This window comes from Gemmatimonadota bacterium (assembly GCA_016714015.1).
Taxonomy (GTDB): domain Bacteria; phylum Gemmatimonadota; class Gemmatimonadetes; order Gemmatimonadales; family Gemmatimonadaceae; genus Pseudogemmatithrix.
In genome coordinates, this window is sequence record JADJNZ010000001.1 from 365665 (window position 1) to 378191 (window position 12527).

Annotated in this window: 5 protein-coding genes; 1 reads left to right on the forward strand and 4 read right to left on the reverse strand. The window is 70.6% G+C overall.

All coding sequences use genetic code 11. The features are described from left to right. The first annotated feature begins 24 nt into the window (after nt 1-24). Nucleotides 25-1212: a Na+/H+ antiporter NhaA gene (gene nhaA / locus IPJ78_01590; GenBank protein ID MBK7905238.1), complete on the forward strand. Its 1188-nt coding sequence runs from the start codon at nt 25-27 to the stop codon at nt 1210-1212. Between the two features lie 20 nt (nt 1213-1232). Here nhaA and IPJ78_01595 read toward each other — a convergent pair whose 3' ends face one another. From IPJ78_01595 to IPJ78_01610, 4 genes are all read right to left on the reverse strand, one after another. Beyond that, nucleotides 1233-1361 (reverse strand): MetS family NSS transporter small subunit, encoded by a 129-nt coding sequence (locus tag IPJ78_01595; GenBank protein ID MBK7905239.1) that lies wholly within the window; start codon nt 1359-1361, stop codon nt 1233-1235. 10 nt (nt 1362-1371) lie between these two features. After that, a complete protein-coding gene (locus IPJ78_01600) occupies nt 1372-2967 on the reverse strand; it encodes a sodium-dependent transporter (GenBank protein MBK7905240.1) in 1596 nt (531 codons plus the stop codon). A 104-nt stretch (nt 2968-3071) separates the two neighbouring features. Continuing rightward, entirely contained in the window at nt 3072-10838 is a 7767-nt protein-coding gene (locus IPJ78_01605; protein ID MBK7905241.1) for an Ig-like domain-containing protein, read from the reverse strand. After that, the gene (locus IPJ78_01610; protein ID MBK7905242.1) at nt 10838-12520 is read right to left on the reverse strand and encodes a hypothetical protein; all 1683 of its coding nucleotides are present in this window, start codon (nt 12518-12520) and stop codon (nt 10838-10840) included. Before IPJ78_01610 ends, IPJ78_01605 begins: the two co-directional genes overlap by 1 nt. Nucleotides 12521-12527: the final 7 nt, after the last annotated feature.

Here is a 12527-nt window from a genome sequence, read left to right on the forward strand (position 1 = left end):
CCGGATTCCACCCCGAGGGCTGTGATGCGCGCAGGCTTGACCGGACTGACCAACACCTTCAATCGCTTCGTCGAGTCGGAGCGCTCGAGCGGCCTCCTGCTGCTCGGGTGCACCACGCTGGCGATCGTGATCGCCAACGGCCAGTGGGGCCCGGCGTTCCATCACCTGCTCGAGTGGCAAGCAGCCGGGCTTTCGATCGAGCAGTGGATCAACGACGGCCTGATGTCGGTGTTCTTCCTGCTCATCGGGCTCGAGCTGGAACGCGAGCTGTACAGCGGCGAGCTGTCCGACCCGCGCCGTGCGCTGCTGCCGGCGGTCGCCGCGGTGGGCGGGATGCTAGCGCCGGCGCTGCTGCACCTCGCCGTCACGGGCGGCACGCCGCTCGCCGCGGGCGCCGGGATCCCGGTCGCCACCGACATCGCCTTCGCGCTCGGCGTGCTCACGCTGCTCGGCACCCGTGTGCCGCCCGCGCTCAAGGTGTTCGTCGTCGCCTTCGCCGTGATGGACGACCTCGGCGCGATCATCGTGATCGCGATCTTCTATTCGCAGGGGCTCTCGGTCGGGTTCCTCGCGGGCGCGCTGGCGACGTTCGCGGCGCTCGTCGTGCTCAATCGCCGCTTCCGCGTGATGGCGCTCACGCCGTATCTGGTCGGCGGGGTCGTCATGTGGTGGTGCCTCCTCCGGTCGGGGGTGCATGCGACGCTCGCCGGGGTGATCCTCGCGTTCGCGATCCCCTACTCGGCGAAGGACGCCGACCAGTCGTCGCCGTCGCACCGACTTGAGCACCTGCTGCACCGGCCGGTGGCGTTCCTCATCGTGCCGGTCTTCGCCCTGGCGAACACCGGCGTGGTGCTCGGCGGCGACTGGATGCGCGGGTTGACCGACCCGAACAGCGTCGGGATCATGCTCGGTCTCGTGCTCGGCAAGCCGATCGGCGTGAGCATCGTCGCCTTCGTCGCGGTGTCCGCCGGTCTCTGCCGGCTCCCCGCCGAGGTGTCGTGGCGCCACATCGTCGGGGCCGGGATGCTGGGGGGCATCGGCTTCACGATGTCGATCTTCATCACGAATCTCGCGTTCGCGGGTGAGCCGGCGATCGCGAACGCGTCGAAGCTCGCGATCCTCGTGGCCTCGCTCCTGTCCGGCGTGCTCGGGTTCGTCTGGCTACGATACGCGGGGGACGCGGCCGATGGCCACGCCCCCCGCGCGTCGTAAGTCGTTCCGCAATCAGCGTCTCACGGCCCGAATCCCGGCGGAACCTTCTCCTCGGCCGGCGAGGAGAGGATCCGCTTGTAGCACCAGGCGCAGCCGCCCCAGACGACGATCAGCGACACGCTCATCATGATCCATCCACCTGTAGTCATCGTGGTCTCCTCACTCTGCGGGATTGCGGTCGTCGAGATCGGCGCCGGCGGCGCGCATGCGGCGCTCACCGAGCCAGGTCACGAATACCAGGTAGGCGAGGATGCCGGCGATGGTGAACATCCCCATCCGCGAGCCCGTGTTGGCCCATGAGGCCGCGAGGGCACCGCGGAAGTTCTGCACGGTGAAGCCGACGAACACGATGATGAGGTACGCGGGCGCGACGTACTTCATGATGAACTTGAAGATGGGCGGGATCTGGATCGACGCGCCCGAGTGGAGCTCCGCCCAGCCGCGATCGATGCCGAAGACCCAGGCGAAGTAGATGATCTGCACCATCGCGAGCACGAAGATGAGGTAGGTGCCCACCCAGAAGTCCACGGTGTTCCAGAACGATCCGCCGGCCGTGAACCAGAGCGTGAGCAGGGCGCCGACCGTGCCGATGCCGGCGATGACCGTGGTGGCCTTGACGTGCGTCCAGGCCATCATCTCCTTCAGGTGCGCGACCGCCGGCTGGTACATCGAGAGCGAACTCGTGATGGCCGCGAGCCAGAGCATGAGGAACCAGAGGGCACCGACGAAGTTGCCGAAGGCCCCCATCTGGGCGAAGACGACGGGCAGCGTGGCGAAGCCCAGGCCGAAGGAGCCGCCGGCGACGGCGGCCGTGGTGCCACTCAGCCCGAGGAAGACGAAGGCCGCGGTGAGAGTGATCATGCCGCCGAAGCCGACCTCGAAGAGCTCGTTGGTCGCGGTCGCGGTGAGGCCCGAGAGCGCCACGTCGTCCTTCTTCTTCATGTACGAGGCGTAGTTGATGATCACGCCGAAGCCGACCGACAGCGAGAAGAAGATCTGCGAGGCGGCCGCGAGCCAGGTGCTGAAGTCCCCGAGCTTCTCGTAGTTCGGGTTCCACATGTACCCGAGACCGTTGATGACGTTCTGTTCCGGATTGGCGGGGTCAGGGGTGCCGAGCGTGAGCACGCGGATGAGCACGATGAGGGCGCAGACCGCCATGATCGGCATCGCGAACGATACGAACTTCTCGATGCCCTTTGAGAGGCCGCGGAAGACGAAATAGATGTTCACCGCGAAGACGACGACCCAGCTGATGACGGTGAACTTCGAGTCCCCGGTGAAGAGGGTGCCGTCACCGTTGAAGCCGGTGAAGCTCTGGTAGAAGGCGAGCGAGGTGGCGCTCTGGTCGGCGATGCTCGCCGTGGCATCGACGCCGATCCCGCCGGTGATGTACTTGAGGAAGTACCCGAAGGTCCAAGTCTCGATGAACATGTAGTACGTCGAGACGCCGAGCGGGATGAGGACGCCGACGACGCCGAAATAGCGCGCGATGGAGCCCTTGCCGATCGCCCCCATGATGGTCGGCGCCGAATGGAAGCCCTTCTTTCCGCCGTAGCGTCCCATGGCCCACTCGGCCCACCCGATGGGGATGCCGAGCAGGAAGAGGGCGCAGAAGTAGGGAATGAGGAAGGCACCGCCACCGTTCGCGGCCGCCTGACCGGGGAAACGGAGGAAGTTGCCCAGTCCGACGGCGGAGCCGGCCACGGCGAGGATCACGCCGAGCTTTGAGCCCCATTCTTCCTTGTGTTCAGCCATTCGGGGGGACCTGGGTTGTGGGGAACTGCCGGGGGAATCGGGCAAATATACCCCGCACCGGGCAGATGGCTACTCAGGATCGCGGTCGCCGACGCCGGGATGGGCTACGGGGTGACGGTGACCGTGCGGATCGCATCGCCTTGCTGCACGAAGCCGGGGACGGTCGCGGTGATGGTGGCGTTGCCGGAGGTGAGGGGCCGGAAGTTCGCGCGCGTGGCGACGACGTTCGGCGTGCTGCTCTCTCCTACCGGGATGGTGAGTGTCGCGGGCGAGCCCGCGACCCCGCCGATGACGAGCGTGCCCACGGTCGGGGCGCTCGAGGTGAGCGTCACCGTCAGCGGAGCCGGGGCGCCGAAGCGCACGAGCTGCTGGCGCACCCCGTTCCCCACGGGGACGCCGACCAGCGCCTGGAAGGCGATGTCACCCGCCGAGATGGTCCGCGTGGCCGGCGGACCATCGAGCGCCACCGCGGGTGCCACGACGGTGATCGCGAACGTCGTGTCCCGATAGCCGGTGATCGTCGCCGTGATACCGACCGATCCGGTGACCCCTTCGAGGGCCATCATCGTGATGGCGCGCGAGAAGGTCCCCGCGGTGAGCGGGAGGACCAGCTGGCCGGTGCCGGCGGTGCTGCCGTCGGGCGCGAGCCGCAGGAGTGACGAGTCGGTGGACGTGAGCGTGAGCGTGAGACCGCCGACGGGGATGCCCGACTCGAAGCTCAGCGTTCCGGCCTGCGCGAGACCGCTCCCGACCGTGGTGCCGCTCAATGAGAGTGAGATGCGCGGGACCGTCACGGTCACCGTCTGCGGGACGGTCGGCGACTCGGCCGGCACGAGGCCAACCCCGCTCGGGGCGATGGTCGCCACGCCCGCACCGATGGGGCGCACGCCGACGCTGGCCCGCGACTCCCCGGGGAGGATCGCGACGCTGATGCCTTGCTGCGCCACGCCCGCGACCACCGGCAGCACCACCGACGGGGCGGAGGTGGTGAGCGTGATGGTCCGCGACACCCCGCCGGTGCGGATCACCTGCTCAGGCGAGACCGAGCGATTGCCCGCGACGCCGGTGATGATGCCGAGGTAGACCGTCCCTGACCCATCGCCGGCGAGCGTGGTGAGGCTCGACGTGCCCGACCATTGCACGCCGATGGGTTCGACCGCGACGGTCGCGATGGCATCGGTGAAGCCGGCGGTCTGAGCGGTCACCGTCGGGCTGCCGGTGACATCCTCGAGTCCCATCACGACGAAGCTCGTCGAGAACTGGCCCTGGTTCACGGGGATGGTGATCTGTGCCGCGCCCGCACTGGTGACGTCACGCGCCACCAGCAGGCGCGTCGGGTCGGACGACGTAAGCGTCACCGTGGCACCGCCCGCGGGGATGGCGACCGCGAAGCTGACCGTGCCCTGCATCGCGAGGCCCGCGCCCACACGCGGACTCAGCGAGATGCTCGAACTGGGCGAGACGACAGTGAGCGTCGCCGGATACCCGGTGCGCACCGGTGTGACGGCGTCCGGGGCGGTCGCCGTGAAGGTCGTCGTGCCGGCCACGAGCGGCCGGATGCCGAAGTTCGCGCGCGACTGCCCGGGACCGATGGTGACGATGCGCGGCGACGCCGCGACGGCCGCGACGACGGGCACGGCCACGGTCGGTGTCGTGCTCGTGAGCGTGACGGTGTATGTGCGTCCGCCGGCGCGCACCACGCTCTCGTTGATGACCGACTGGTTGGCGCCGCTCGTGCTGATGGAACCGAGCGTGACGGTGCCGTTCCCGTCCCCCCCCAAGGTGGTGAGCGAGGTCGACCCCGAGGCCTCGACGCCGAGGGTGTCGATGGCGATGTCGCGCGGGGCCGGCGCCGAGTAGAGGCCGCCTGGCACCGTGGCGCTGATCGTCGCGGTCGTCCCGCCCTGATCCTCCACGCCGGCGTACCAGATGCTCGCCGAGAACTGGCCGGCGGGGATGGTGACGTCGAGCGTCCCGTGGCCGATGGTCGACGCATCCGACGACAGCAGGAGGCGCGTGGAGTCACTGCTCGACAGCGCGATCACCGTGCCGCCCGGCGGCGAGGCGGCGCCGAGCGAGATCGAGCCCTGTCGCACGAGTCCCGCGGCGATGCGCGGCGTGACACTCAACGCGACGGTCGGCTGCGTGATGGTGATCGTCGCCGGGTACCCGACGCGGGACGGCGTCACGACGTCCGGTGCGGTGCCCGTGAAGGTGGTCGTGCCGGAGGTGAGTGGACGGATGCCGAAGCCCGCACGCGACTGCCCGGGGGCGATCGTGACGGTCCGCGACGCCCCTGCGGTGCCGCCCACGACAGGGATCGCGACGGCGGGTGAGGTGCTGGCGACGGTGACGGTGTAGGTCCGCCCGCCGGCGCGCACGACGCTCTCGTTGATCACCGACTGGTTGGTGCCGCTGGTGCTGATCGATCCGAGGATCGCGGTGCCGGAGCCGTCACCGCCGAGCGTGGTGAGCGACGACGAGCCGGAGAGCTCGACGCCGAGCGTATCGATGGTGATGTCGCGCGGAGTCGGATCGGAATAGAGCCCGCCCGGCACCGTGCCGCTGATCGTCGCGGTGGTCCCGCCCTGGTCCTCGATGCCGGCGTACCAGAACGAGATGGAGAACTGGCCGGCGGGGATGGTGAGGTCGAGGGTCCCGTGGCCGACGGTCTCGGCGTCGGGCGAGAGCAGGAGGCGCGTGGAGTCGCTGCTCGCGAGCGTGAAGACGGTGCCGCCCGGTGGTGAGGCGGCGCCGATGGAGAGCGTGCCCTGGCGCACGAGGCCCGCCGCGATGCGCGGCGTCACGCTCAACGCGGTCGTCGGCTGCGTGATGGTGATGGTGCCGGGATATCCGGCGCGGACCGGCGAGATGACCGCGGGCGCCGTCGCCTGGAAGGTGGTCGTGCCCGACGTGAGCGGACGGATGCCGACCGACGCGCGCGACTGGCCGGGGCCGATGGTGACGACGCGCGTGGCCGCGGCGACGCCGGCAACGACCGGTACGGCGACCGCCGGCGAGGTGCTGGTGACGGTGACGGCGTAGCTCGAGCCGCCGGCCCGCACGACCGACTCGTTGATCACGCTCTGGCTGCCGGCGGCGCCGGTGATCGACCCGAGCACCACGGTACCACCACCATCGCCGCCGAGGGTGGTGAGCGAGGTGGAGCCGCTGAACTCGACGCCGAGTGTATCGATGGTGATGTCGCGGGCGAGCGGCGCGACGTAGCGCGCCGCGGTGCCGCTGATCGTGGCCGTGGTGCCGCCCTGCCCTTCGACGCCGGCGTACCAGAAGCTGGCCGAGAATGATCCCGGCGGGATGGTGAGTTCCAGCGTTCCGTGCCCGACCGTGGCGTCATCGGGCGAGAGCAGGAGCCGCGTGGAGTCGCTGCTCGCGAGGGAGACGAGCGTCCCGCCCGGCGGCGAGGCGGCACCGAGCGAGACGGTGCCCTGGCGCACGAGGCCGGCGGCGATGCGCGGCGTCACGCTGAGCGTCGACGTGGGCTGCGGGTTGACGGTGACGCTCACGCTGTCGGAGTCGAAGCTGCTCGACGAGACGATGATCCGGGTGGAGCAGGTGGTGGCCGCCGAGCCGCCGTACTCGAGGACGACGTCGATGGTGTTCGCCCCGGCGGGGACCGACGTCGCCGTCGGGGCGGCGACGCAGGCCGGGTCGCGCGAGACGAACGCAAGCGGGATGCCGCCGACCGGCGCGGGGAAGACGGTGCCGCCGCTGAGCAGGCGCGCGCGCACGGTCGCGGTGTTGAAGTTCGCGTTGAGGGAGGTGCTGGTCTCGATGAAGTCGAGGGCGGCAGTGACGCGGACCGTCGAGACGCCGGTGGCGAGCGCGGGACCGCTCACGAGCACCGCGGCCTCGCCGAGTGTCCGCCCCTCGAGCTGGGCGTTCGCGCTGAGCGTTCCGGCCGCGATGGTGACGGTCGGCGTGAGAACGGTCACGATCGCCGGATCGGACGAGGTGACGGTGAGCGTCGTTCCGCCCGCCGGGGCCGGCTGCGTGAGGTTGATCGGTAGCGACGTGGTGCGCGTGTACGGGGCGTTGAGGATGAGGGGGACGGAGATGGTGTTGCTGCTCACCGTGACCGAGATCTGTCCCGCGCCTGCCCCGTCGCGCGTGAGGTTGAGGAAGGTCGTGCCCGTCGAGAGCCCGACGATCGTCCAGGTCGCGACGCTGTCGCCCGGCGGGATCGTGACGGTCGCCGGCGCGCTGACGCCGAGGATCGCGCCGTTCGACGGCGCGAGCGAGACCACGAAGCCCGCGCCGTACGCCGGAACGCCGGAGATGGCGCGCACGGTCGCGGTGCCGCCGAGCGCGACGAGCGGCGTATTGACGAGCGTGAAGTCGAAGGGAATCCCGATGGAGAACGCGGCGCTCCCCGCCGTGGCGAGTCCCGGTGACGTGGCGAGGAGCACCCAGCTCGTCGCCGCGACGTTGACCGTGAGGTCATTGAAGGTCGCGACACCGGCGACGGCGTTGCGTGTGGTCGTCCCGCCGAGGGTCGTGATGCCGGTCGGGCCGTTGGAGAGCGCGACGGTGATGGGCCCGGTGAAGGCGGTCGCGGTGTTCGAGAAGGCATCCATCGCGCGCACGACCCACCCGGGCGCGATGATGCTCCCCGCATTCCCGCCCCCGGTGTTGAGCGAGAACTGCAGCGCGACGGCGGCGCCCGGGAGCGGCGTGGCGGTGAAGGTCGCGTTCGTGACCGTCGGCGCGCCGACGACGCTGACGGTGAAGGTCGCGGGTGACGCGACCGTCGGCATCGTCGGCCGGATCGACGCGAGGCCCGCGGCATCCGTGGTGACGGTGCTGTCGAGGAAGGGGTTGCAGCAGCCGTGGATGCCCTGCACGCGGAGCGAAGCGCCGCTCACCGGCGCGCCGCCGATGCCGATGTAGCGGATCACGACCGGGGCCGCGAGCGCGGTGCCGACGGTGGCGGACTGCGCGTCGCCCGATACGATGCTGAGTCCGACCGGGAGCGGGAGCGTGACCGTCACGAGCACCGAGTCGATGCCGTCGTTGACCGAGGCGCGGATGTACGTGGTGCCGGCGCCGACGATGCTGACCGTGCCGGAGTCGTCGACGGTCGCGACGGCGAGGTCGGTCGATTCCCAGAGGAACGACTTCGAGGTGATGAGCGAGTCGGCGAGGTTGTACGCGTCGGCGCTGAAGCGCTCGCTGTCTCCGATGCTGGAGAAGTTCAGGCGCGAGGCGGTGATCGCGACGCGGGTGACATACGTGCCGGCGATCGCGGTGCCGGTGAAGACCGCACTCCGGTAGCCGGCGCGCCTCACGGTCACGGTGTGGGTGCCGAGCTGCTCGCTCATGCGCCAACGCGTCGCGACGTAGCCGTTCTCGTCGGTCACCTCATCGGTGGGCAGTACGCTGCCGCCGTTGCTCGAGACGGTGAAGGAGACGAAGGCATCGCCGAGCGGGGTGCCGTCCGCCTGGAGAACGCGCACCTTGAGCGAGTCCGGCGCGATCTCGCCCCACTCCACCTGCTGCCCGTCGCCGGACACGATGACGATGCGTGGCCCGTCCTCCACCGTGAGGATCACGGGGACATCGACCGGGTCGACCCCCGACACCGTGGAGGAGACGGTGACGGTCGCGGTGTAGGTCCCGGCCGCGAGGAACTCCGCCGACGCGGCGAACCGCAACGTCGTCGGCGCGGTCGTGCCATCGAGCGTCACGAGCAGCCAGTCGCTCGCGCCGGCGCCGTACAGTACGTCGACCGCGAGTCCGTCCAGCGTGCCGACCCCGGCATTCGTGATGGCCGACGCGCTGGTCGCCGGCACCACCGACCCTGCGGTCGAGGCGAGCATCGGCGCATCGGGCGCGACGAGGATGATCGGCACCTCCGGCCCGGTGAGCGTGAAGCCGAGCGTCGCGACTACCGGATCCCACTCCGGCGGTGCGGCGCTCACGTGCACGCTCGCAGAGCCCGCGACACCGGTGCGCGCCAGACGCAGGCTCGCCGGCGTACCGACGAACTGGCCCGACGACGTCGAGTTGTACTCCGGCTGCACGGCGAAGGTCACCGTGACCGCCGGACCCTGATCCCCACCGCTCGTCACGGGCGTGGCGAAGTGCTGGACCAGGCCGATCGTCGGCTGCTCCGCCTGCAACGTGAAGACCGGGGCGGTGACACCGACGCTGACGGCCATCGGCACCCACTCGCCGGTGAAGCGACTCACGTCGCCGAGTTCGAGCACGAACACGGGGTCGGCCCCGCCCGTCGCGGGGACCGATTCGGTCTCGAAGCGGCGCAGGCGGTACATGGGGCGCCGCGTCAGGATGACCAGGGTGTCGGGCGCGTAGCCGACGGCTTCCGCCACGACGTTCACCGTCCGCTCGGATCCGCCCACCATGCCCTGCATCCAGTACTGCGCCTCGTTCGTGCCGCCCTCGATCTCGACCTGCGTCTGCTCGCTCCCGACGACCGAGGCCCCGGCCGAGAGGAGCAGACCGCTCACGTCCGTCGTGCGGAGCGTGACCAGCACCGGCCCGCTCGCGTTCGTCGGGATCGTGAGCGAGCGACGCGCCTGCAGCTGCGCCGAGTGGTCGATGTCCGGTCCGAGGTCGAGCTTCGGCAGCGGCACCGACCCCTGCACGCTGAGCTGCACGGTCACCTCGCGCGACGCGACATTCGGTCGCGACGACGCGATGGTGATGGTCGCCGTGTAGTCGCCGGCGACGAGCGCATCCGTCGCCGGCGTGACCGGCACGGTCAGCGGCGCGGCGGTCGAGTCGAGCGCGACCGAGAGCCATCCGCTCGCCCCTGCCCCGTATGCGATACTGATCGACAGTCCCGTCAAGCGATCACCGCCGGCGTTGGTGATGTCGAAGGCCTGCGGCGCGGGCGAGGTCCCCTCGTTCGTGATGAACGAGAGCGTCTCGGGCGCGATCCCGATCGAGGGCGGCGCGAGCACGGTGAAGAGGACGGAGTCGGCGCCGGTGCCGGACGTGGCCTTGATGTACGCGGTGCCGGGCGCGACGCTCGTCACCTGGCCGGTCGGCGCGACCGTCGCCACGGCGAGCGCGCTGCTCGACCAGGCGAACGTCGCGTTCGGCAGCTCGACGTCGGCAACGTTGTACGCGCGACGGGGGATCGTCGTGGTGTCGCCGGCGCCCACGAGGACGGAATCGCTCGGCAACAGGTCGACGCGTACCACGCGGGTGCCGGCCGTGGCGGTGGCGAGGAAGGTCACGCTGTCGTAGCCGGCCGCGTGGACCGCGACGAGCTGCGGCCCGAGCGGGAGGCCGAGCACCCAACGGGCGTCGGCGAGGCCGCTCGCGTCCGTCGTCGCGTCGGCCGCGGTGATCGACCCGCCGCCGATGCTCGCGGAGAAGGAGACCGCGACGTTCGCGACCGGCTGCCCCGCCGGATCGAGCGCACGCACGACGAGGGGGAGCGGGAGCGTGTCGCCCTGCTCGCCGGACTGCGCATCACCGCTCACGACCACGAGCCGCGGCCGCGCGAGCACGCGCACCGGGATCCCGAGCCCGAGCGCACCATACTCGGCGCGCACCGTCGTCGCGCCATCCGCGATGCCGGTGACGAGACCGGTCGAATCGACCATGGCGATCGACGGGTCGAGCGACACGTAGCGCATCGTCTGGCCCGGCTCGACGGTCGTCGCCGTGCCCGTCACGTCGAACAGCGACGGCGTGAGCCGGGCCGTGTCGTTCGGCACCAGCACCATCTGCGACGGCGCGACCATGATGCTGCGGGGCCGCGTATCCGGTCCGCCGTCGGGCCCGGTGATGATCCCGCTGCACGCCACCACGCCCGCCAGCACGGCGAGCGCGCCGAGGAGGGCGCGCCAGGGCGAGGCGGCGGGACGCGGCGACATCAGAAGCTCCGCCCGAGCGTCGTGGTGAGGAAGCGCTCGCTGAACGCCGGACGCACGCCGAGCGCGCCGAAGTTCATGTAGCGCGCCTGGAGCGAGAACTGGATCTCGCCCGGCAGCTGCCACCCCCACTGCGCAGTCGCGGTCGTCACCTGGCGCGCGGAGACGAACGTCTGCGAGAACTGCGCGGAGGCGGTCATCCGCTTCAGCCCCAGCACACTGAGCCGCAGACTGCCGAGCACGTTCTCGCCGTCGGGCTGTCCGTCGGGGAGCACGGCGGAGACGGCGGGCGACGCGGAGAGCCAGGAGAGGATCGGGAGCTGCAACGCGAGGTTCGCCGTCTGGACGGTGACCTTGGGCGTGAGCCGGACCGGATTCAGGTCCTCGGTGGATTGCCGCGAGTACGCGACGCTCGCGCTCGCCGCGCGCCGGGCGAACCGGAAGGGCTTGGAGAGCGACGCGTTCATCGTCGACGTGCGGTTGTCGACGAGGAGCGTGTCATTTGTCTCGTCGTTGCCGGCAGCGGCGAGGAGCGCCACCAGCGAGACCGTCAGGTCCGCGGGCAACCGCACCGTCGCCGTGCCGGTCAACACGTCGCGCGTCGTCGTCGCGACCTTCTGCGACTGGAGGTTGTTCTCCTGACGCTGGAACCGTCCCTGCACCTGCATCCGTCCACCGATGAGCCGCAGGTCGCCGCCGGCATTCCAGCTGCGGCGGTCATTGATGAGATACGCGAGCCCGAGCGAGGTGAAGCCCGCGCCGATCGACTCGTATCCGCCGCGCAGGCCGAAGCCCTTGCCTTGGAACTGCGCGTCGAGGTTGTAGGCGGCATCGCCCAGGCTCGACGTGCGCAGCGTGCCGACGCCGCCGAGGGGCGCATCGACGCTGTCGGCATCGATCGCCGGGCTTGTGAGGTCGCGCGTGAGCAGCGCACCGGCGACCTCGCCCTTGAGTGAGAGCTTCCGCTCGAAGAGCCGCAGCGTGCCGCCGAGCGCGGCGACGATGTTCTCCTGCGGCCGCGAGCGCTGCTCCGGGCGGAGATCCGCCGGGAGGGTGTCGAGCCCGAGCGTGTCGAAGACCGGCGTCTCGTCGGGGATGAGCGCGTCCTGCGCGCGGAGCAGGCGCAGGTCGAGCGACCGCGTGCCGACCGCGCCGATGCCGACGGCCGCCGCGACGACGTTGCGCCGGTACTGCGGCCCGTCGGCGGAGGAGATCAGCGCGGCACTGCGTCCGCCCTGCAGTGACGCACGCAGGCCCCAGCGTTCGATGTCGAGTCCGGCGCCGCGGATGCGGAGCCCCTGCATCGTGTACGGCGAGTAGTCCTTGCTGAAGTCGCCGAGGTGGAGCTGTCCCCATCCCCAGTTGGGCTCGAACGCGACCTGATTGATGCTCTGCCGCGCCTCGTTCCCCTCGGAGCTGAGCAGCAGGTCGAGCCCGACCTCGGTCCCGCCGATGATGCCGAGTCGCGGCGAGGCCATGATGCGCCAGGTGCTGCCCGGTCGGCGGCGATCCATGCCGGAGATGCCGTACATCTCGGAGAAGACCTGCGCCTGGCCGCCGAGGCGGCGCGAGAGCCAGTTGGAGCCGGTATCGGCGGCGACCGGCGCCTGCGCGGAGGCGCGAGCGGCGAATCCGCCAAGCACCAGGCCGACCGCCCCCGCGAGGGCGATCGTGCGTCTCGTCATCCGGCCG

Bases quoted from the DNA above. Each gene is read 5' to 3' on its own strand.
- IPJ78_01610 (MBK7905242.1), bottom strand. From the start codon at position 12,520: ATGACGAGACGCACGATCGCCCTCGCGGGGGCGGTCGGCCTGGTGCTT.
- nhaA (MBK7905238.1), top strand. From the start codon at position 25: ATGCGCGCAGGCTTGACCGGACTGACCAACACCTTCAATCGCTTCGTC.
- IPJ78_01600 (MBK7905240.1), bottom strand. From the start codon at position 2,967: ATGGCTGAACACAAGGAAGAATGGGGCTCAAAGCTCGGCGTGATCCTC.
- IPJ78_01595 (MBK7905239.1), bottom strand. From the start codon at position 1,361: ATGACTACAGGTGGATGGATCATGATGAGCGTGTCGCTGATCGTCGTC.
- IPJ78_01605 (MBK7905241.1), bottom strand. From the start codon at position 10,838: ATGTCGCCGCGTCCCGCCGCCTCGCCCTGGCGCGCCCTCCTCGGCGCG.